Raw genomic sequence first — 21,249 nt, 5'->3', positions numbered from 1 at the left:
TCAGCCCTCCATCAGTCCCAGGACGTGTTCGGTGACCATGTCCAGGATCTCGGCGGCGGCCTTCTCGTCGCCGAGGACCAGCACGCTGAGGGTCAGCCCGTCGGTCATGGCCGCCAGGTACCGTGCCAGCGCGGGGGCCGGGACCTTCGGGACGAGCCCCATCTCCCGGCACAGCTGGCCGATCAGCTCCTCGTAGGTGTGGCAGTACAGCTCGTACTGGCGCCGCGCCAGGTGCTCGAAACCGGGCTGGCGCAGGGCGTACTGGGTGAGTTCGTAGGTGAGCATGTGCTCGCCGGGCTGGGCGCCGACGTGGTCCCAGTACGCCTGGAAGCCGGCCCGGACCGTCTCGCGGAGGGTGGGCTTCGGCCGGATCGCCTCCTTCACCACCGTGATGTAGTGGGCGGTGATCGCCTCGATGACGGACTCCAGCAGCTCCTGCTTGGAGTCGAAGCAGTAGTGGAAGACGCTCAGGGACACGCCCGCCTCGGCGGCGATCGACCGGGTCGTCGTGCGGGCGACGCCGTCGCGGGTCATCGCGCGGATCGCCGCCTCGGTGAGCTGGGTGCGCCGCTCGGCCGACGGCATCCGTGCCATGGAACTCCTCCCGGGGGTGCGGGCGCTGCGGGGTGCGGGCGCCGGGGGGCGGGCGGGGGGGGCGGCCCCCCCCCCCGGGGAGCTGCCGGAGACGCCCCCCACGCGGAGGGAGTACCCCCACTGGGTGGCCCGTTGGACCCCCTGGACGCGCAGGTACCGGGCGGTCACCCCGGCGAACCGGGCCGTGTCCAGGCCGCCGTCGCCGTCGGTGGTGGACCAGACCGTCTGCCAGTTCGTCCCGTCCGTGGAGGTCTCGAGCCGGTACGCCTTCGCGTACGCCTGCTCCCAGTCGAGGGTGACGCGCCCGATCCGGCTCGCGGAGCCCAGGTCGATGCGCAGCCACTGGCCGTCGTTCCACTCACTGGCCCAGCGGGAGCCCGGGTCGCCGTCCACGGCCCGGCCGGGCGAGTAGTCGACGAACGGGTTCCACCACTGCGAGGACGACGCCGAGGCGGAGGAGCCGGCGGCGAGGTTCACCCCGGACCTGTGCCGCTCGGACGCCCCCCAGGTGCCGAGGTAGGACTCGGCGCCCCGGAACAGGTCGTCCACCACGTCCTGGCCGCCGACGAGTCGGATGTCCTCGATCCAGTCGGGGACCAGGCCGTAGTGCGAGGCGCCGTCGGTGTTGAGGTCCCAGGTGCGCTGCCCGGTGGTCTGCTTGTCGACGACGGAGCCGCCGTCGGTGCTGCGGAAGGGGTACTTCACCGGATTCGGCGTGTTCGCGCCCCGCGGGCCGGGCCAGCCGCCGACGCCGTTCATGTCGGTGCCGTAGCCGTAGCCCACCTTGTACTTGTCGCGCAGGGCGTCCGTGCGCTTGGCCTCCGCGCTGAAGGCCTCGGAGCCGCTCATGTACTGGGCGGCGAAACCGCCCAGCTTGTAGAGCCGCTCGGTCCAGCCCAGGTCCATCCAGCTGTGCGAGGAGATGACGCCCGGGTACGACTCGGACTCCAGGATGTCGAAGGAGCGGCCCGCGGCCTTGACGCTCATGTGGTCGACTTCCAGCATCATCCCGCGCTTCATCATGCCGCGGACGGCGTACTCGCCGAGCTCCGTCAGGCCGCGCTTGTTGCAGCGCGCGTCAGCGGAGTACGAGGGGACCGACACCCCCGCCGGGAGCTCCTTCTGCGCCGACGGAGCCGCTGCGAGACCGATCGGGTTGTCCTGCTGCGGGCCGGAGCACTGCTCCGTCTGCCAGAAGGTGCCGGTCGACAGGAACTGGCCGACGTTGATCGCGGTGCCGAGCGCGCCCTGGTCGAAGCGGACCCCGCACAGGGCGTTGTCGAACTTGTGGCACAGGAACATGCTGCGCACGCCCAGCTTGTGCAGCTCGTCCAGGCCCCGGTCGATGTCGTCCTTGCCGCACTGCGCGACGTCCAGGACCTGCTTGCAGCCGAAGGGCTCGGAGGTCTCGACGCCGAGGACGACGGCCAGCTTCCCCTGCTTGATCACCTCGCGGGCCTGGTCGGAGTCGGTGACGATGCGGAACCAGCCCTTGCCCGCGCCGCCGTACATCCGGTCGACGTAGGCCTGCATGTCGTACGTCTTCTGCGCCTCGAGACGGATGGCGGTCATCTCGTCGCAGCCGCGGTCCTTGAAGAAGTAGACCGAGCAGATCACCCCGTTGGTGACGAGGTCGTTGACCAGGACCCGCTGGCCGCCGCGCCAGGCCCGCTCGACCCAGGCGTAGTAGTTCTGCTGGTGGGTGAGCGAGTCGTGGGCGGGCCAGTCCTTGAAGGTGGGCCAGCCGTTGGGGTCGTGCTTGCCGTCGCCGCCCTTGGTGATGAAGTCGAAGACCGCGAGGGTGCCGTCGGGATAGTGCTCGGGGCAGTCCTTGAGGGCGTCCGCGACGCCCAGTTCGGAGAAGGGCTTGCCGCAGATGAGGCGGCCGCCGAAGCCCTCGTTGGACATCAGGTGGTCGTGCGCGTCGACGAAGCCGCGCACCCGGCCCTGCGCGTCGGTGCCCTTGAAGGGTTCGCCGGTGACGTTGACGTCCGAATCGGGCTGGGGCCGTGCGGTGGGGTTCCACCAGCCGGCGTCGGCCGTGGAGCCGGCGTCGGCGGAGGAACTGGGCGCGGGCCCGAGGAGCATGGCCAGCGCGGCGACGAGCGGGGTCAGGAGGGCGGCGCGGCGGCGCCGGCGGCGCGCCGCGCCGGGGTACGGCCGCGGGGGCGGGTCAGGGGTCAAGGTCATCACTCATGTCTTCGGTCGGCGGATGCGGCGCGGTCGAATCCAGGAATCAATTGTCATGCCCCGCACAAGGGTGGGTCGAGAATCCCGACTGGCCCCGAAGGAGTCAAGAGTCCGGGACGGATGACCTGATGGACCGTCGGACCCGGGTGCGGCCGAGGCGTGCCGGCCCGGACGGCGGCCGTGCCCGGCGGTCCGCGGCCGGGCCGCTTATCGTCGGGGTATGAGCACTACGGTCGTGGTGTACGAGTACGAGGGCACGGCGGGAGCGGCGCCCGGTGGCGGGGCGGCGGTCCTGCGCGTGCACGCGGCCCCCGCCGCCCCCGGGCAGAGCGCCGTGCGGGGCCCGAGGACGCTGTGCGGCAAGGACACCTTCGCCATGGGGACGGCCCCGTGGCAGCCCTCCGGGCAGCCCGGCTCCGCCTGGTACCCCCCGGAACACGCGGACCGGATCTGCCCCGCCTGCGACGACGCGGTCGGCGAGGGGTGATCAGCGGCCGGGGGCCATGTCGTAGGTGACCCACATGGTCCGCCGGGCCACCTGGTCGTACTTGGAGCGCGCCCGGTGGTTGTCGTCGGCGGTGATCCACCGCACCACGCTCCAGCCGCGCTCGGCGGCGATCTCCCGCAGGGCACCCAGCAGCAGGTCGGCGGCGCCCGAACCGCGGTGCCCGGGGGCGACGAACAGGTCGTCCAGGAAGCAGCCGACCGTCGCGGACAGCGGGCGGGCGAAGGGACGGTAGTGCGCCAGCCCCAGCAGCCGCCCTTCGGCGTCCTCGGCGACCAGGGCGTTCACCTCGTGCCCGGCGTCGTTGACCCACGCCCACACCGTCGAGGCCGCCTCCTCGGTCTGCTCCACCCCGTAGAAGTCGGCGTACCCCCGGTACAGGGCGCGCCACTGGGCGAAGTCCCCGGGCTGGACGGGACGGACCTTGATGTCGGACATGTGCGGCACTCCTTGATCGGCGGACCGGGGCAACGTAACAACCGCGAACCGCGCCGATCTGTCCACGGTGGTGCGGGCGCCGCCCGGGTTTTCGACGGGGAGGCGGAAGGGGAACGCGGCGGAGCCCGGTCCGGCGGGGGCCGGACCGGGCTCCTGGGGCAGGGGGCCGTCAGCTCGTCCGGAGGGTGACGTCGTCCACCACGAAGGAGGTCTGGAGGGACTGGTCCTCCACCCCCTTGAACTGGAGGACCACGGTCTTCCCGGCGAAGGGGGAGACGTCGTAGCTCTTCAGGACGTAGCCGGAGCCGGCGTCCTGGTTGGAGAGGGTCTCCAGGGTCTGGCCGCCCACCGACACCGTGAAGGTGTCGTAGGCGACGTCCTCGGTCTCGTCCGTGTCGATGTGCAGGTAGAAGGAGAGCCGGGCCGAGGGGCAGCCGGCGGGGATGGTCAGGGACTGCGAGGCGCTGTCCGTGCGGGAGGAGCCCCAGCCGTTCAGCCAGGCCATGTACGAGCCGCCGTGCGGCAGCTGGCCGGACTGGTTGGTGATGACCCCGGAGGTCGCCGACCAGGGGCTGGAACCGCTCTCGAAGCCGCCGTTGGCGACGACCTGGCTCGGCGTGCAGGTGCCGCCGCCCCCGCCGACGGTCAGCGTGTACGTGGTGGTGTGGGTGGCGGTTCCGGTGCCGGTGACGGTCAGCGTGTGCGTGCCGGGGGCGGTGCCCGCGGCGACCTGGACGGAGAGGGTGGCGGACTGGCCGGACTGCACCGAGGCCGGGCTGAGGGACGCGGTCACGCCGGCGGGCGCGCCCGAGACGGACAGGGCGAGCGTCTGGGGGCTGCCGCTGACGGTGGCGGTGTTCACCGTGGAGGTGACGCTGCCGCCCGGGTTGGCGGAGCCGGCGGCCGGGCTGGTGCTGATCGAGAAGTCGGGCGCCGGGCTGGTGCCGCCGACGGCCTGCTTCCAGATGGTGTAGGCGACGCCGTCGGCGCTGCGGTCGAGGACCGTGGCGTTGATGTTGGACGGCGTGTCGCAGGAGCTGTGGTAGCAGGAGTCGTACGCCGCGTTCGCGGTGCCGCCCCACTTCGCCGCCTGTGCGGAGGTCTTGCGGGCGCTCGCCCCGGCGGCGTAGCCGGAGGTGGGGATGCCCGCCTGCTGGAAGGAGTAGTCGTCACTGCGGCCCTGGCCCTCGGTGTTCTCCTCCGGGGCGAGGTTCAGCGAGGTCCAGTAGGCCTTCAGGGGCGCGGCCGTCGTGGAGTTGACGTTGTTGATGAAGTAGCCGCCGTTGGGGGAGCCGACCATGTCGAAGTTGTAGTAGCCCTTGATGGCGCTGCGCTCGGCGCTGCTGAGCCGGCCGACGTAGTACTCGGAGCCGTTGAGGCCCTGCTCCTCGTCGGTCCACCAGGCGAAGCGCACGTGCCGGGTCATCGTCGGGTTCTTCTGCGCCAGGACGAGGGCGTTCTCCAGCAGGGTCGCGGAGCCGGAGCCGTTGTCGTTGATGCCCGGACCGGCCGAGACGCCGTCGAGGTGGGCGCCGAACATCACGGTCTGGTCGGCGGGGCCGCCCGGCCAGTCGGCGATGAGGTTGTTCGACGGGTAGGTGCAGGAGGTGCAGTTCTGCTCGGTGACGGTGTAGCCGGCGGCCTGGAGCTTGCCCTTGACGTACGCGAGGGACTGGGTGTGGCCGCCGCTGCCGGCCCGGCGGTTGCCGCCGTTCTGCGAGGCGATCGTGCCGAGCTGGGCCAGGTGCGCCTGGACGTTGGCGACGCTGATGTCCGGCGCGGTGGGGTCGGGCTGGGTGCCGCCGACGGTGAGCGCGTAGTCGACGGTGTGCGCGAGCGTGCCGCCCTGGGCCTTGACCGTGAGGGTGGAGGCCCCGGGCGCCGCGTTCGAAGAGGCGGAGAGGGTCAGCGTCGAGGACTGCCCGGACTGGACCGTGGCTGGGGCGAAGGAGGCGGTGATCCCGGCCGGCAGGCCCGTCGCGGAGAGGGTGAGCTGCTGGGCGGAGCCGCTGGTGGTGCTGGTGGTGACGGTGGTGGTGACGGAGCCGCCCTGCTGGACGGTGCCGGAGGCCGGGTTCAGCGCCAGCGAGAAGTCGTTCTGGCCGCTCGGGCTGCAGGTGGGGTCGGCGCTCTGGGCGGGCACGCTGATGGCGTCCCAGGCGGCCTTGGTCCGGTTGAACAGGTTGCAGGTGGCGTCGAGGGACTTGGCCGAGGAGAGCGTCGCCGTCCGGTACTTCTTGTAGGACATGCTGCTCGTCTTGAGCAGCATGCCGCCGTAGAAGATCTTGCCGGCGTTCTGCACGCCGACACCGGTCAGCGCGGACTGGTTGCAGGTGCTGCTGTCGGGCTTGCCGCCGCCCGGGCTGGTGCCCTCGGCCAGCAGGTAGAACCAGTGGTTCAGCGGCCCCGCGGCCGCGTGCACCTCCGTCCCGGGTATCGCCGAGCTGTAGCACGCCGGGTCGTTGTTGACGGCCGGCGGGTTGTACATGTTGCGGATCGGGCCGCGGCCCTGGAGGTTGATGACCTCGCCGACGGTGTAGTCGGGGGTGTCGTACGGGGCCGGCTCGTTGATGAAGGCCTCGGTCAGCGCCCCGAAGATGTCACCGGTGGCCTCGCCCAGACCGGCCTCCTGGCCGCTGGTGCCCCCGGGGGTGTTGGAGTCGATGGCGTGTCCGTACTCGTGGGCGACGACGTCCACGCCGGCGATCCACTCGTTGGCACTGTTGTGGCCGATGGTGACCGAGCTGCCGTCCCAGTAGGCGTTGAGGTCGCTCAGGCCGACCTTGCCCGGGAAGCTGCGCCCGTTGCCGCTGACGCCGTTGCGGCCGAGCCACTGGCCCAGCATGTCCCACTGCTTCTGCGCGGCGAACATCAGGTCCGTGCAGCCGGTCTCCTTGGAGGTCGGGTTGCCGGTGCCCCAGGAGTCGGAGGACTTCGTGAAGACGCTCCCCGTGCTGTAGTCCGCGCAGCTCAGGCCCGGGCGGTTCGGGTCGCGCAGGGAGTACGAGCCGCCGGACGCGGTGGTGTCGATCGCGATCGGTCCCGGGCCGTTCCACTTGCTGTTGCCGGTGCCGGCGACGACGTCGTCGTAGCGGTCGACGACCTTGCCGGTGCGGGCGTCCACGAAGACGTGCAGCCTGCTGGGCGCCGTACGAGTGCGGCCCGACAGCACCGTCTCCCAGGCCAGCACGGGCTTGTCGTCCTTGAGCCGGACCACGAGCCGGCTGCTCTCGACCCGGTCGGTCTTCTCCAGCTCGGCCCGCGAGGCGGCCTCGGCCGCCTTCGCGCCGATGTCCGGGGTGGTCGCCACGTCGATGACGGTGGTGGAGGCCGACTGGAGCGCCCGGACCCGGCCCTCGCCGTCCGCGAGGACGACCGCGTCGCCGCCGACGACCGGCAGGCCCCGGTAGCTGCGCTCGTAGGCGACCGAGTACAGGTCCTGCACCCAGGGGGTGACCAGGCGCCGCTCGTACTGCTGCCGGGCGGAGTTGACCAGGGTGTCGAGGCCGCTGCGGACGGCCGCGTCCGCGGCGGCCACGGCCCGGTCGGCCTTTGAGGGGCGGGGCGGCACGGGGTCCGGCTGCTGCGCGGCCGATGCGGTGCCGGCCAGCGCGCCGGCGAGGCTCGCGGTCAGCGCGAGGGCTGCCACGGACGCCGTCCATCTGGTGGGCTGCACGAGTCCACTCCGATCGTGTGTGGGGGGTGGCTGCTGTACGCCGTCGCCGAGTATGGGCGTGGACATGGCAAGATTGGGACATCTCTGCGGGCATAAGGCGCGGGTTATGGTGCGCCGCAGTGGCGCTTCGTAAGCTGCCCGGATGCAGCTGGAGTTGAGGCACCTGCAAGCCGTCTGCCGGATCGCGGAAGCGGGCAGTCTGGGCGAGGCGGCCAGGCGGCTCGGGATCTCACAGCCGGCGCTCTCCGCCCAGTTGCGCCGGATCGAGGCCGTCACGGGCGGCGAGCTCTTCGTCCGGGGCCGCCGCGGGGTGGAGCCCACCGCCCTCGGGCACTTCGTCCTGGCCAAGGCGCGCCGCGTGCTGGGCGAGATGGACGCCCTCGGCGCCGAGGCCCGCGCCCTGGCGGCCGACGCCCCGCTCAGGCTCGGCTGCATCCTGCTCGTCCTCCTGGACGGCCTGCTCGCCCGGACCGACCTGGCCCTCTCGGGGCGCGAGGTCACCGTGGACCTGGAGGACTCGGTCACGGCCCTGGTGCGGATGCTCGGCGCCGGCCAGTACGACGTGATCGTGTACGGCGAGGTGAACGACTACGAGGTCCCGCTGCCCGCGGGCGTCCTGGCCAGGACCGTCGTCCCGCAGGAGCCGTTCTGCATCCGGATGTCCTCCGGGCACCGCCTGGCGGGGCGCGAGCTGCTGGACCTGGCCGACCTGGCCGCCGAGCAGTGGATGACCCTGGTGGAGGACGACGACGGAGGCCCCGAGGCCCTCATCGAGGCCTGCGCCAAGGCGGGCTTCACCCCCTCGCTGCGCCACCGGATCACCGACCGCCAGATGCGGCACGACCTGATCGCCGCGGGCCGCGCCATCGCCCTGTGCCAGCCCACGGCCCCGGCGGTGGCGGGGACGGTGATGCGGCCGCTGGCCGGCACCCCCGTCACGGGCCGGATCCGGCTCGCCTGGAACCGCTCGGCGGTCCCGGCGCAGCAGGCCGAGCTGCTCTACCGCGCGGCGGTCGAGGCGTACCTGGCGAACGTGGACAACAACGACTTCCACCGGGCGTGGTGGGACGCCCACCCGGAGGCGCGGCCGGTACTCGGCTGACCCGCGCCGGGAGCCGCCCGCGCCCGGGGGCGCGGGGCCTCGCCGACGCTCAGGCGGTCCCCCTTGAAGGAACGTTCCGGCGGGGGGTTAGCATATGAGCGCCGCCTAGCTCGAAAGATAACGTCTGTGACTGTCAACGAGGACTCGTTCGCCAACTGGAAGACCCGCGAGGAGATCGCGGAGTCGATGATCCCCATCATCGGGAAGCTGCACCGGGAGCGGGACGTCACGATCCTGCTCCACAGCCGCTCCCTGGTGAACAAGTCGGTCGTGAGCATTCTCAAGGCCCACCGGTTCGCCCGCCAGATCGACGGCGAGGAGCTGTCGGTCACCGAGACGATGCCGTTCCTCCAGGCCCTCGCCGCCCTCGACCTGGGCCCGTCCCAGATCGACATCGGCATGCTCGCCGCCACGTACAAGACCGACGACCGCGGTCTGTCGGTCGAGGCCTTCACCGCCGAGGCCGTCGTCGGCGCCACCGGTGAGAACAAGATCGAGCGCCGCGAAGGCCGCGACGTCGTCCTCTACGGCTTCGGCCGCATCGGCCGCCTCGTCGCCCGCCTGCTCATCGAGAAGGCCGGCTCCGGCAACGGCCTGCGCCTGCGCGCCATCGTCGTGCGCGGCGGCGGCGAGGCGGACCTGGTCAAGCGCGCCTCGCTGCTGCGCCGCGACTCGATCCACGGCCAGTTCCAGGGCACCATCACCGTGGACGAGGCGACGAGCACGATCATCGCCAACGGCAACACCATCAAGGTGATCTACGCGAACGACCCCTCCGAGGTCGACTACACCGCGTACGGCATCAAGGACGCCATCCTCATCGACAACACGGGCAAGTGGCGCGACCGCGAGGGCCTCTCCAAGCACCTGCGCCCCGGCATCGACAAGGTCGTCCTGACCGCCCCGGGCAAGGGCGACGTCCCGAACATCGTCCACGGCGTCAACCACGACACCATCAAGCCGGACGAGCAGATCCTGTCCTGCGCCTCCTGCACCACCAACGCGATCGTCCCGCCGCTGAAGGCGATGGACGACGAGTACGGTGTGCTCCGCGGCCACGTGGAGACCGTCCACTCGTTCACGAACGACCAGAACCTGCTGGACAACTACCACAAGGCCGACCGCCGCGGCCGCTCCGCGCCGCTCAACATGGTCATCACGGAGACGGGCGCCGCCTCCGCCGTCGCCAAGGCGCTGCCCGACCTCAAGGCGCCGATCACCGGCAGCTCGATCCGCGTCCCCGTCCCGGACGTCTCGATCGCCATCCTGAGCCTGCGCCTGGGCCGCGAGACCACCCGCGAGGAGGTCCTCGACTACCTGCGCGGCGTCTCGCTGCACTCGCCGCTCAAGCGCCAGATCGACTTCACCACCGCTCCGGACGCGGTCTCGATGGACTTCGTCGGCTCGCGCCACGCGTCGATCGTCGACGCCGGCGCCACCAAGGTGGACGGCGACAACGCGATCCTCTACCTCTGGTACGACAACGAGTTCGGCTACTCGTGCCAGGTGATCCGCGTCGTCCAGCACGTCTCCGGGGTGGAGTACCCGACCTACCCGGTCCCGCAGGTCTGATCCCGCCCAGCGCGTGATCCGGTGCCCCGTCGGCTTCTGCCGGCGGGGCACCGCTGCGTCCGGACACCGGTGGGGACACCTTTCCGGCCGCCTTGGCCGGAAGGGTCGCACGGGCGGCCGGACGGCCTGCCCTTCCGGTGGGATCGGGCCACCGGTCCGTGCGAGGTGCGGCACGGGGGCTGGATCTCCGCTCTAGCGGTTCATATGCGCGGTGGGGGATCCTGGAAAAGGCCGGACGGACCGCCGGACGCCATCCGGAAAGAGGCCGTGCAAGGCAATTCCGCAATTCCGTGCAGGGTAATTCCGCAATGTGGTCCCACCGCCTCGGCGTCAATCGGTCGTGCCGCGTGCGGAGTACGGCCATGCGGCTTCCGTTCACCGGGTCATCCGGCTGTCCGGCCATGCGGAATTCCAGTCATGCGGCAGTGCGGTCATTCGACCGTTCGGCCATCGGATCCGCCCGGCGCGGATTCCGCCCAGTGCACCTTCGGCTTTCGCCTCCACTCATGGGAGACATGCATGTCCGACATCGCGCGCACCCCCGAATTCGACATCCAGGACCTGGAACTCGACCTGGACGACCTCACCGTGACCTCCATGCGGGACACCGTCGCGCTGCCCGAGGGCGGGGCGTCATGGGGTTCCTGTTCCTGCCAGGGCTCGTCCTCCTGCGCGCAGCCGACCACGGAGCCCATCCCCTCCTGACCGCGCGACCCCCCGCCTCCACCCCCCACGCGCTTCCCGCCGCACCCGAGTGCGGCGGGAAGCCCCCGCGCGCGCCCGCACACCCACCACCGACAGGACGGGGACGACCATGCCGCAGCCGGACCCCACGCCCGTCGCGGCCGGCCGTGGCGGCGACGGCTACCGCGTGCGGTCCGCGCCGTACGCGCTGGTCCGCGCCACCGTCCTGACCCACCCCGCCCAGCACCCGGACGCGGCGGAGTTCCGGGCCCGGCTCGGCCGCCTCCGGGACACCGAGCGGCAGCTGCTGGAGACCGCCGGGCCGCTCTGCGACGACCTGTACGACAGCCGGGACGGCCATCCGGCCCAGCTCCACCGCGATGTCGTCCTCCCGCTGCGCCGCGCCCTGCACAACGGACGCGAACCCCGGCCGGCCCTGCTGGACCGCCTCGGAGACCTGCCGGCCCGCGTCCCCCGGCTCGCCGCGTGGACCGCGCTGCGGGCCCGGCGCGCCGCACTCCACGCCGAGCTTGGTCCCGCCGCCGAGCGGGCCCTGGCCGCCGAACGCGCCTCGCTGGCCGCCCTGTGCCGCGAACCGGCCCTGGCCAAGGCCGTCGCCCTCACCAGCGCGGACCTGCTGCGGGCCGTGGAACGGGCCGCAGCCGGCGCGCAGGACCGCCGGGCCCGCAAGGAGGAGCCCTCGGTGTTGCGCTACGCCCTGCGGGCCAGCACCAAGACCAGCCCGCTGTCCTGGTTCACCGCCGTCGGCTGGGCTCCACTGCCCGGCACCCCGGGCGCCCGCCCCGTCCCCGCCTGGGGCGCCCCGGCCCTGTTCGACGGCCCCCTGCGCTCCGTCGTCAAGGCCAACCGCACCCTGACCACCGCCCTCACCCTCGCCCTCCTCGACGCCCCGGACCGCCGGGCCGCCCTGCCCCACCGCATCACCAGCACCGCCCGCGTCAGCGGCGGCCGGGCGGCGTACTCCCGCGACCGGACCTCCTTCGCCGGCGGCCGCTACCTCGTCGCCGCCGAGGACGAGGCGCACCTGCCCCTCACGGGCCCGCTGCGCCTGATCACCGAGCACGCCGCGGCCCCCGTGCCGCTCGAAGAGCTGACCGGGCTGCTCACCGCGGCCCTGAGCGGCGCCGCCGACGCCCGCGCCGCCGCCGCCTTCCTCGGCCGGCTCACGGAGGCGGGCCTGCTGGTGCCGGGCGACCCCTTCCCGCCCGACGACCCGGATCCGCTGGCCCGTACCGCCGCCTGGCTGCGCACCTCCGCCGGCCCCGACGACGCCGTCCGCGCCGAGCGCGTCGCCGCACTGGCCCACGGGACCGCCGAGTTCGCCACCGCGCCCGCCGCGCGGCGCCCCGCCCTGCTCTCCGCCCTCTCCCGGGCCTGGACGGCGGAGCTGGCCGCCGCCGGACGGCCCGTCCCGCCCGGTGCCGCCCCGCTCACCGTGCTCTCCGAGGACGTCGTCGCCCCGCGCCCGCTCGCCGTCGACGGCTTCCTCGACGGCGCCGACCACCGGGCACTCGCGGAGGTCACCGCCCTCGCGGAGCTCTTCGACCTCGGGCACCTCGTACGCCGCCTCGTCCGCGACCGCTTCGTCGCGCGCTACGGCCCCGGCGGGAGCTGCCCCCACCCTTGGGAGTTCGGGGCCGACGTCGCCGGGGCCTGGGAGAGCGCCGGGCGGCTCACGGCCCTCGACCCGGCCGGCCCGGCTCCCCTGCCCACCGGGACCGACGCCCTGGCGGACCTGCGGACGGAGATCACCGAGGGCCTGCGCGCGCGTGCGGCCGCCGGGGGGGCGGCCGCACAGGACGAGCTGGTGCTGCCCGCCGAACTCGTACGGAAGCTCGGCGAACGGCTGCCCGGCTGGGCCGTCGAGCGGCCGCTCAGCTACGCGTACTTCCTCCAGCGCGACCCGCGCCGGGGCCTGCTCTGCGTCAACCACGTGTACGGCGGCTGGGGCCGCTTCACCAGCCGCTTCCTCGACGCCCTCGGCCCGGACGCCACCGCCGCGGTCTCCCGCCAGATCCGGCGCGGGCTCGGGCCCGGCGCCCGGGCCGCGCAGATCCGGCCCGTCGGCGGGTTCAACGCCAACCTCCACCCCCTGCTCGTCCCCGAGGAGGTGGGCCCCGACCGCCGCTGGGCCGCCCTCGGCGAAGCCGACCTGGACCTCGTCCACGACGAGCGCGCCGACCAGGTCCGCTTCCGGCTGCGGAGCACCGGCGAACTCCTCGACGTCCTCTACCCCGGCTTCCTCGCCCCCGTCCTGCTGCCCCGGCGCATCGGCGCCCACCTGAGCGACCAGCCCCACGGCATGGTCGACTTCGGCCCCCTCGTCCCGCGCCACACCCTCCCCGCCCCCGGCGGCCCGGTCACCCGCACCCCCCTGCTGCGCCACCGCCACGTCGTGCTCCGCCGCCGCCGCTGGCTGCTGCCGCCCGGCGTGGTGCGCGAGCTGCGCGCCGACCTCGGCGCCGAAACCGTCCCCGCCCGGGCCGCCGCCCGCTGGCGCGCGCTGCTGGACCTCCCCGAGCAGCTCTTCGTGCACCCGGCCGCCCCCGCGCCCACCGGGCGCGCCGCCGAGGACTTCCTGAGCGGGCTCAGCCGCCCCAAACCGCAGTTCGTGGACCTCGGCAACGCCCTGCACCTGCGCTGCCTGGCCAAGTGGCTCTCCCGCCACGGTGCCGGCGCGGTCCTCGAAGAGGCACTGCCCGCACCCGGAGGACAGACCGGGCCCGCCCGCGCGGTGGAACTCGTCCTGGAGGTCTACCGGGCCGGGCGGGCCCGGTGACCCGCCCCCCGACAGCAGAGGAAGCAGCCATGCCGGCACACCCCAGCGGCGGCCTCGACGTGGTCGCCTACCACCACCACCCCGTCAAGGCCCCGCTGCTGCGCGAGGTGGTGCTGCCGCTCGCCGCGTCCTGCGCCCGGCAGGGACTGGCCGCGCACGTCGAACGGCACTGGCTGCACGGCCCCCACCTGCGGCTGTGCCTGCGGGGCCCGGACGCGCGGGTGGAGGCCGCCGCCGCGACGGCCGCGTCCCGGATCCGCGACTGGCTGCGGCTGCACCCCTCGCGGAGCGACCGCACCGAGGCGCAGCTGCTGGAGGCGGCGGCCGAAGCCGGGCGCGCCGAACTGATACCCCCGCCCTACGGGCCGCTCACCCCGGACAACACGGTCCGGACCGAGCCCGCCGACCGGTCCTCCGTACGCGCCCTGCTCGGCGACGACGGCGCCCGGCTGCGGGACGACCTGCTGCGGGGCGGCCTCGGTGCGCTGCGGGCCGGAGCCGCCTTCCTCGCCGCCCGCGCGGACACCGCGCCGGCGCGGCTCCGGCTCGCGGTGACCGCCCTCGCCGCGCACGCGGGCTCCCACCCCGCGGGCCTGGCCGGCGGGCACTGGTCGTACGTGTCCCACCTGGAGGACTTCCTCCTCCACGACGACCCGGACGGACGGCTGCGGGCCTCCTTCGACGGCCACTGGGAGCGTGCCGGGGACGCCGTGACCGCGCTCGTCGGGCAGGTCGCCGGCGGCGGTGCCCAGGACGGGGCGGCGGAGTGGGCCGCCTTCTCCGCCGCCGCCCGGGAACTGACGCGGAGCCGCTACGAGTCCGGCGCCGACCTGCACGGCAGCCCGCCCGCCTACCGGGACCGGGCCGCCGCCACGGGGGACCGGGCGGCGGCCGAGCGCTGGAACCCGGACACCCGCACCCGCTACAGCGCCTTCCACCGGCTGCTGCGCCGCGCCGACCCGCAGGGGGCGATGTTCGCCGACCCGGACTACCTCGTGTACCGGACCTGCACCAACGCCCTCTACCGGCTCCTCGCCATCTGCGACGTCCGCCCGCTGGAGCGGTACCTGGCGGCGCACCTGGTCGTGCGTGCGGTCCCCGCCCTGACTGGCTGCGACTGGCGTACGGAACTCGGCGCGGCCGCCGACGCCGCGGAGCGCCGCGCATGACGGCCACCGGGGACGGCGCCACGGGCGGTGCCGCCGCGCCCCGTACGGTGCCCAGGCTCCGCCCGGGCGTCGCCGTGACCCCGCTGCGGGGCGGGCTGCACCTGCGGGGCCGGGCCGGCAGCGTCACCCTGGAGGGCAGTACCGCGCTGCCCGCCCTGTGGCAGTGGCTGGAGCGGCCGCTGCGGGAGGGCCGCCTCGAAGACCTCCTGGAGGCCGCGGAAGCCGGCCCGGCCCTGCGCGCCGCCGTGGAGACCCTCCTCGGGCAGCTGGAGGCCCACGGCCTGCTCGTCGCCGAGCCCGCCGGGCAGGCGCCCGCGGACCCGGCGTACGAGGACCACGGACGCGACCCCGTCGCGCTGTGGCTCCGGGCGAGCGCCCGGGATCCCGCCGCCGCACGGGCCGCGCTCGCCGCGGCGCGGGCCGAGGTGGCGGCCGGCCCCGGGGGCGGGGACCTGGCCGAGGCCGCCGGGAGCGCGCTGGAGGCGGGTGGACTGCCCGTCGCCCGCACCACCGACCCGGCACTGCCCGCGGGCCGCATCCTGCTCCGCGTCCACGGCACCGGACCGGTGCGCGCCCTCGCGGCGGGGCTGTGCGCCGGGGGCGGCTACGCGACCGCCCCCGGCAGCCCGGCCCAGGCCCGCTCCGACGCGGCGGCCCTGGAGGCGCGCCTCGGCCCGGCGGGCGACGGCTTCGGCGACGGTGACGGTGACGGCTTCGGCGACAGCGACGGCCCCGGCGGCGGGGACCCGGCGCTGGCACCCCTGCTCGGGGGAGCGGCGGCGCACCGGCTGCTGTGCGCGGCCGCCGGGCTCCCCGACCCGGCGGGCGAAGCCGGGGACGAGCGGCTGCTGCCCGGGCTCCCGGCGGTCCTCCTCGCCGGCACCGGGCCGCTGCGGGCCGACTACCGGACCTGGCTCGGGCCCGGCCGGCTGGACGCCGGCCGGCGGACGGACCTCGCCCCGGCGGCCACCCTCGGGGAAGCGCTGCGGCGGCTGGCGGCCCTGGGCGACGAGCGGTGCGGGGCCCTGCCCGCGCCGGTCCCGGCGGACCTTCCGCAGCTCCCCGTCCCGCTCGCCGTCTGTGAACTCCCCGGGAACGGGCCGGCGGGCGGACGCCTGATCGCCGGAGCGCCGAGGCTGGACCTGGCCCGGCTGGAGGTGTTCTGCCGGGCGGCGGAACGGCTGCTGGGCGGCGGAGGGTCCACCATCGGCGCGAACCCGGGCCACGCCCGGGGCCGGGCCCTGCGCGCGGCGGCCGCCCGCCGCGCGGCCGCCGCCGGCCGGGCCGGGTCGCCGGACGCCGGTGAGGGGGTGGCGGAACCCCCCGCCGCGGCCGCGTGGTCCGGGCATCCGCAGTTCCGGCACTGGTGGACGACCCTGACGGCCCGTCTGGAGGTGGAGGCCCGCCTGGAGGTGGTCCGGCTCGGCCCCGGCGAGGTGTACCACGCCGCGGTCCGCCGGGCCGGGGCCTCCCCGGTGCTGGGCGAGGCCGTGGAGGCCGACCCCGGCAACGCGGCGGCCTTCGCGGTGCTCGCCGCCGTGACCGCCGTCCGCACCGGGAGCGCGGGCGGCGGCGGCCGTACGCCGCCCTCCGGTGGCGCGGTCGCCGCGCTGGCCGCCGCCGGCGCCCGCACGGCCGGCTGGGAGGACACCGGCTGGACCGGCCGCTGGATGGCGCAGACGGCCGGACGCGAGGAGGCCTTCCAGGCCGCCCTGACCCGGCTGACCCGGCAGCCCCGACCGTCCCGTCCACCCCGGGGCGACGGGACCCCGGCCCCCGTCCGGGACCGCGGACTTCTCGCCCGGCTCCGGGCCTTCGGCTTCACCGTCCTGCACATCCCCGAGGAGCCGTGATGACCGCGACAGCCCGCCCCGCGCCGCCCGCGGCCGCCCTCTTCGCCTCCCTGCCCGTCCCGGTCCTCGACGCCGAAACCGCGAAGTCCGCCACCGCCGGCCCGGCCGCCGTCCTGCTGACCGAGTGGACCCCGGGGCTCGCCGAGGAGCTGAGCCGGCACGCGCTGGCCCACCCGGTCGCCCTGGTCCCCGTACGCTTCGACGGGCCGCTGGCGGTGGTCGGGCCGCTGCTCGCCCCCGGCGCCGCGGCCTGCCTGGCGTGCGCCGAGCACCAGCGGCTGGCGACGGCCGGCGGACGCGTGCCCCGGCAGAGCCCGGAGCTGGCACTGGGCGGCGTACCGTCCCCCGCGCTGGCCGGGGCCCTCTGCGCCCTCGTACGCGACCTGCTGGACGGCCACGCCCGGCCGCGGCCCGGCGCGGAACCGCCCGCGGCCACCGTGTACCTCCTCCACCAGGGGCGCGGGACCTGGTCCAGCCACCAGGTGCGCCCGGTCGGCGGCTGCGCCGTCTGCCACCCGCTGCCCGCCGACTCCGCCAGCGCGGCGGTCCCCCTGCCCGCGGCCCCCCGGCCGCTGCCCGACCCGTACGTGCTGCGCGCCCCCAACCCCCGGACCGGCGGCGGCCGGTTGCGCGCGGCCCTGCACGACGACCGGTTCGGGCCGGTCCGCGCGCTGTTCCGCACCGAGGACTCGGCCTTCTGCCTGACCACCGCCTTCGTGACCGACGGCCGCCCCGTCGACGACGGCGGCTACGGCCGGGCCGACGACTTCGCCGGCAGCGAGCGGATCGCCCTCTTCGAGGCCGTCGAGCGGTACGCCGGGATGCGGCCGGCCGGCCGGCGCACCGACCTGCGGGCCTCCTTCGCCGCACTGGGCCCCGGACGCGCCCTCGACCCGGAGCGGCTCGGACTACCCGACCCCGCCCACCACGGGCATCCGGCCTCGCCGACCGTCCCGTACACGCCCGGCCTGGAACTGGACTGGGTACGGGGCTGGTCCCTCACCCGGCAGCGCCCGGTGGCCGTCCCCGAGCACGTGGCGTACTGGGACGTGCCCGGCGAGGCCCGGCCGCGCGTGGTGTACGAGTCCTCCAACGGCTGCGGCCTGGGCAACAGCCCCGAAGAGGCGGCCCTCTACGGCCTGTTCGAGGTGGCCGAGCGGGACGCCTTCCTGATGGCCTGGTACGCGGCCACCCCGCTGCGCCGCGTGGAGGTGCCGCCGGACGACCTCGGGACGGCCCTGCTCGCGGACCGGGCGGCCCTGGCCGGCTACCGGCTCCGCCTCCTCGACGCGACGAACGACTTCGGCATCCCGGCGGTCGTGGCCGTCTGCCGCTACGAGGGCTCCCACCCGGACGCCCCGCGGATGTTCCTCGCCGCGGGCGCCCACCACGACCCGCGCACGGCGATCCGCTCCGCCGTGGCCGAGGTCGTCACCAACGTGCTGGAGTCCGCGCAGCGCGCGCTCGCCGCGGACGGGCCGCGCGACCCGGCGCGGCTGCGGCCGATGCTGGACCGGCCCGAGCTGGTGGTCTCCCTCGACGACCACGTCGGGCTGAACGCCCTCCCCGAGGCGGCCCCGCGGCTGGAGTTCCTCTTCGCCGACACCCCGTGCCTGAGCGCCGCCCGGACCTGGCCGGGGGCGCCCGAGCCGGTGGACGACCTCTCCGCCCTGCTCACGGCGACGGTGGAACGGCTCGCGGCGGCCGGGCTGGAGGTGGTCACCGTCGACCAGAGCGAACCGGGGCTGCGCGACCGGCTCGGCCTGCACTGCGTGAAGGCCGTCGTACCCGGCTCGCTGCCGATGACCTTCGGCCACGTCAACCGCCGCACCCGGGGGCTGCCCCGGCTGCTGGAGGTGCCCCACCGGCTGGGCCGCACGGACCGCGTGCTGCGCCACGAGGACCTGGCGCTGCACCCGCACCCCTTCCCCTGAGCGACTCCCGAACCGCAGTACCCCCGAACCGCACCTCCCCCAGCCGCACTTCCCGCCCAGCCGAACGAGGACCGGACGTGACGACCACCGACACCTGGCACAGCCACCACCTCTTCCTGCACTCCGCCACCGAGGACACCGACGCGTTCCTGGTCGGCGCCGCGGCCCCGCTCCTCGACGGCCTCGTGGCGGCGGGGGAGGCCGGCGCGTGGTTCTTCATCCGCTACGGCGAGGGCGGACCCCACGTGCGCATCCGGGTCCGCGGCCTGAGCGCGGCGGCCGCCGCCGAACTGCCCGGGGAGCTGGCCCGGGCCGCCGAGGAGGTGCCCGGCGTACCCGGCCCGTGGCCGTCGCGCCACGGCGACGTGCGCGCCGTGGCCTACGCACCCGAGACCGGGCGCTACGGCGGGCCGCGGGCGCTGCCCGTCGCCGAGGAGGTCTTCGCCGCCTCCACGCACGTCGCCCTGGACGCCCTGCGGGCGCTGTCACGAAGGGGCGGGCCGGGAGCGCGGCTGACCCTCGCCGCCGACCTGGTCCACACGACGGTGTGCGCCCTCGGCATGGACCCGCTCACCGGGGCCCGCTGGCTGCGCCGGCACGCCGCCGGCTGGCGGTGGGTCACCGGGCTGGAGCTGCTGCCCGCGGCGTCCGTGCACGCGCGGGTCAACTCCGTGCACGCGGCGCAGCGTACGGGCCTGCGGCGGCGGGCCGCGGACCTGCGGGAGCGCCTCGGGACGGGCACCGCGGCGCCCTGGCTCGGCCGGTGGGCGGCCCGGGTCCGGGAGGCCGACGAGCAGCTGGCGGACCTGGGGGAGGAGCTGCGGGCCTGGGTGTGGGGCTCCCAGCTGCACATGCTGCTCAACCGGCTCGGGGCCACCCCCGACGAGGAGCGGGCGGTGTGCCGGCTGGCCGCCCGCACCCTGCTGGAGACCGACGAGCCGCCCGGGTTCTTCCCGCCCGGGCACACCGCCGCCGACCTCCAGTACCTGGAGCGGAGCAAGTTCCAGATCGGCCGCGGCGAGGACACCGCGCTGCGCCCGCTCCCGGACGGCCCGGCCCGGCCCGCACCAGCCGGCCCTGAGCTGCCCCTGCCCGCCGACCCGCTGCCCGAGGTGTCGCTGGGCGCCGCCCTGGCGGCCCGCAGCTCGCTGCGGGGCCCGCTGCGCGGACCGCTGGACGCCGGAACCCTGGGCTCCCTCCTGTGGCACTCCCTGTCCGGCGACGCCCCCGCCGGACCGGGGCAGCCGTCCCCGTCCCCGGGCCACCGCCCCTACCCGAGCGCGGGCGCCCTGTACACCGCCCGGGTGCGGGCGCTGGTGCTGGATGTGGCGGGGGTCCCGGCGGGTACGTACGACTGCCTCCCCGAGCGGCGCGCCCTGCGCCGCATCGGCCCGCCGCCGGAGGTGGCCGAGCTCAAGGCGCTCTCCACGTACCTGTCCCGCCCGGACACCGACCCGGACTGGATCGGCGTCGACGCGGCGCCGGTGGTCCTGGCCGTCTACGCGGACCTCGGCCTGCTGCGCCGCCGCTACGGCCTGCGCGCCCTGCGCCTGGCCCTGCTGGAAACCGGTCACCTCACCCAGAACCTGCTCCTCACCGGCGCCGCGCTGGACCTGGCCGGCACCCCGCTGGGGGGCTTCCACGACGACCTGGCGCACGAACTCCTCGGCCTGGACGACACGGAACAGCCGCTCCAGTACCTGCTGCCGCTCGGGCGCCGCCCCCGCTGACCCGCTTTGTGCGAAGGCACGGACGAGACCTCCCGCGCGGGGGAGATCCCATGGTTTTCCCCAGTAGGTCTGGTCGGTCCCGCCCCGATACGTTCGCCGGGTTCCGGAAGCGGTGGTGGAGGGGGAAGTCGTGGGAGCTGTGGCGGCCGTACTGGCGGCGGCGGTGCTGTGGGGGACGGTGGGTCCGGCCCAGCTGTGGGCCGACACCGGCGTGCACCCGGTGTCGCTCGGAGCCTGCCGGATGCTGCTGGGCGGGCTGGTGCTCAGCCTGCTGACGGTGCGTCCGGCCGGACTGCGCACGCTGCGCCGGCCCGGGGTGGGACGGTGGCTGGGGCTGGCCGTGCTGGTGACGGCGGCCTTCCAGGTCTGCTTCCTCCAGGCGGTGGAGCGCGGCGGGTCGGCGCTGGCGACGGCCGTCGCCTTCGGGACGGTGCCCCTGGCCGGCGGGCTGTGCGGCCGGTGGCTCTCCGGCGAGCGCCTGACCCGCCGCTGGCTGGGGGGGACGGGCTGCGCGGTGCCCGGCATCGGGCTGCTGCTGCTGCCCGGCAGCGGGGCGCGCGCCGATCTGCTCGGCGTGGTCTTCGCGGTGGTGGCGGGGGCGTCCTTCGGCGTGTACATCGCCGCGACGAAGGTGCTGGCCGCGCGCAGCGCGGACCTGGGCGCCGCGGCCCCGGTCAGCGTGCTGTGCGCGGGGCTGCTGGTCTCCCCGTACCTGCTGGTGGCCCCCGAGGGGCTGGCCGCGGGCCGCTCGCTCGCGCTGATCGGCTGGCTGGGCCTCGGCACGACCGCGCTGGGCTACCTGCTGTTCACCCGGGGCGTCGGCCGGCTCAGCGCCGCCACGACGGGGACGCTGAGCCTGACCGAACCGCTGGTCGCGACGGTGCTGGGCGTCGCGGTGCTGGGCGAGCGGCCCGCGCCGCCCGCGGCGGCCGGCGCGGCGCTCCTGCTGCTCGGGCTGGTCCTCGTGTCCCTGCCGGGGCGGCGCCGCGCCGGCCGGCCGCG

General features: G+C 75.2%; 13 protein-coding genes and 1 pseudogene. 10 read left to right on the top strand and 4 right to left on the bottom strand.

Annotation, left to right across the window (positions count from 1 at the left end; all coding sequences use genetic code 11):
• Together AB0D45_RS08600 and AB0D45_RS08595 are read right to left on the bottom strand one after the other, a co-directional pair.
• Window positions 1-594 carry a TetR/AcrR family transcriptional regulator gene (locus AB0D45_RS08600; protein ID WP_362456298.1) on the bottom strand — a complete coding sequence of 198 codons (594 nt, stop codon included), beginning with the start codon at window positions 592-594 and terminating at the stop codon, window positions 1-3.
• Window positions 595-684: 90 nt separating this feature from the next.
• Window positions 685-2,682, bottom strand: a pseudogene (locus AB0D45_RS08595) (discoidin domain-containing protein); the annotation flags it as partial.
• A 322-nt stretch (window positions 2,683-3,004) separates the two neighbouring features.
• On the opposite strand from AB0D45_RS08595, the gene AB0D45_RS08590 reads away from it, so the two are divergent.
• Entirely contained in the window at window positions 3,005-3,271 is a 267-nt protein-coding gene (locus tag AB0D45_RS08590) for a hypothetical protein (RefSeq protein WP_361608399.1), read from the top strand.
• On the opposite strand, the gene AB0D45_RS08585 is transcribed toward AB0D45_RS08590, so the two are convergent.
• Together AB0D45_RS08585 and AB0D45_RS08580 are read right to left on the bottom strand one after the other, a co-directional pair.
• The gene (locus AB0D45_RS08585; protein WP_362456129.1) at window positions 3,272-3,727 is read right to left on the bottom strand and encodes a GNAT family N-acetyltransferase; all 456 of its coding nucleotides are present in this window, start codon (window positions 3,725-3,727) and stop codon (window positions 3,272-3,274) included.
• Between the two features lie 169 nt (window positions 3,728-3,896).
• Complete coding sequence (locus tag AB0D45_RS08580; protein WP_362456127.1) at window positions 3,897-7,403, bottom strand: M28 family peptidase; 3,507 nt, start codon at window positions 7,401-7,403, stop codon at window positions 3,897-3,899.
• Window positions 7,404-7,545: 142 nt separating this feature from the next.
• Between AB0D45_RS08580 and AB0D45_RS08575 the strand changes: the two genes are divergently transcribed.
• The 9 genes from AB0D45_RS08575 to AB0D45_RS08535 form a co-directional block, all read left to right on the top strand.
• Window positions 7,546-8,505, top strand: a complete 960-nt coding sequence (locus AB0D45_RS08575; RefSeq protein ID WP_362456125.1) for a LysR family transcriptional regulator — start codon at window positions 7,546-7,548, stop codon at window positions 8,503-8,505.
• 126 nt (window positions 8,506-8,631) lie between these two features.
• Window positions 8,632-10,077, top strand: coding sequence for a glyceraldehyde-3-phosphate dehydrogenase (locus AB0D45_RS08570; protein ID WP_361608407.1), 1,446 nt, complete (start codon window positions 8,632-8,634; stop codon window positions 10,075-10,077).
• A 519-nt stretch (window positions 10,078-10,596) separates the two neighbouring features.
• On the top strand, window positions 10,597-10,782 hold the full coding sequence (locus tag AB0D45_RS08565; protein WP_362456123.1) for a thiazolylpeptide-type bacteriocin: 186 nt from the start codon (window positions 10,597-10,599) through the stop codon (window positions 10,780-10,782).
• A gap of 109 nt (window positions 10,783-10,891) precedes the next feature.
• Window positions 10,892-13,561, top strand: coding sequence for a lantibiotic dehydratase (locus AB0D45_RS08560; protein ID WP_362456121.1), 2,670 nt, complete (start codon window positions 10,892-10,894; stop codon window positions 13,559-13,561).
• 29 nt (window positions 13,562-13,590) lie between these two features.
• Complete coding sequence (locus AB0D45_RS08555) at window positions 13,591-14,730, top strand: hypothetical protein (protein WP_362456119.1); 1,140 nt, start codon at window positions 13,591-13,593, stop codon at window positions 14,728-14,730.
• A complete protein-coding gene (locus AB0D45_RS08550) occupies window positions 14,727-16,583 on the top strand; it encodes a hypothetical protein (RefSeq protein ID WP_362456117.1) in 1,857 nt (618 codons plus the stop codon). Before AB0D45_RS08555 ends, AB0D45_RS08550 begins: the two co-directional genes overlap by 4 nt.
• Complete coding sequence (locus AB0D45_RS08545; RefSeq protein WP_362456115.1) at window positions 16,583-18,517, top strand: TOMM precursor leader peptide-binding protein; 1,935 nt, start codon at window positions 16,583-16,585, stop codon at window positions 18,515-18,517. Before AB0D45_RS08550 ends, AB0D45_RS08545 begins: the two co-directional genes overlap by 1 nt.
• A 77-nt stretch (window positions 18,518-18,594) precedes the next feature.
• Window positions 18,595-20,247 carry a thiopeptide-type bacteriocin biosynthesis protein gene (locus tag AB0D45_RS08540; RefSeq protein WP_362456113.1) on the top strand — a complete coding sequence of 551 codons (1,653 nt, stop codon included), beginning with the start codon at window positions 18,595-18,597 and terminating at the stop codon, window positions 20,245-20,247.
• A gap of 130 nt (window positions 20,248-20,377) precedes the next feature.
• Window positions 20,378-21,249 (top strand): EamA family transporter (locus tag AB0D45_RS08535; protein WP_362456111.1); only part of this gene is annotated, 872 nt, incomplete at its 3' end.

The sequence above is a fragment of the Streptomyces sp. NPDC048352 genome (assembly GCF_040651895.1).
Lineage (GTDB): Bacteria > Actinomycetota > Actinomycetes > Streptomycetales > Streptomycetaceae > Streptomyces.
This window is presented reverse-complemented; position numbering and strand designations above follow the sequence as displayed.

Bases quoted from the DNA above. Each gene is read 5' to 3' on its own strand.
- AB0D45_RS08555 (WP_362456119.1), top strand. From the start codon at position 13,591: ATGCCGGCACACCCCAGCGGCGGCCTCGACGTGGTCGCCTACCACCAC.
- AB0D45_RS08575 (WP_362456125.1), top strand. From the start codon at position 7,546: ATGCAGCTGGAGTTGAGGCACCTGCAAGCCGTCTGCCGGATCGCGGAA.
- AB0D45_RS08545 (WP_362456115.1), top strand. From the start codon at position 16,583: ATGACCGCGACAGCCCGCCCCGCGCCGCCCGCGGCCGCCCTCTTCGCC.
- AB0D45_RS08600 (WP_362456298.1), bottom strand. From the start codon at position 594: ATGGCACGGATGCCGTCGGCCGAGCGGCGCACCCAGCTCACCGAGGCG.
- AB0D45_RS08550 (WP_362456117.1), top strand. From the start codon at position 14,727: ATGACGGCCACCGGGGACGGCGCCACGGGCGGTGCCGCCGCGCCCCGT.
- AB0D45_RS08560 (WP_362456121.1), top strand. From the start codon at position 10,892: ATGCCGCAGCCGGACCCCACGCCCGTCGCGGCCGGCCGTGGCGGCGAC.
- AB0D45_RS08590 (WP_361608399.1), top strand. From the start codon at position 3,005: ATGAGCACTACGGTCGTGGTGTACGAGTACGAGGGCACGGCGGGAGCG.
- AB0D45_RS08565 (WP_362456123.1), top strand. From the start codon at position 10,597: ATGTCCGACATCGCGCGCACCCCCGAATTCGACATCCAGGACCTGGAA.
- AB0D45_RS08585 (WP_362456129.1), bottom strand. From the start codon at position 3,727: ATGTCCGACATCAAGGTCCGTCCCGTCCAGCCCGGGGACTTCGCCCAG.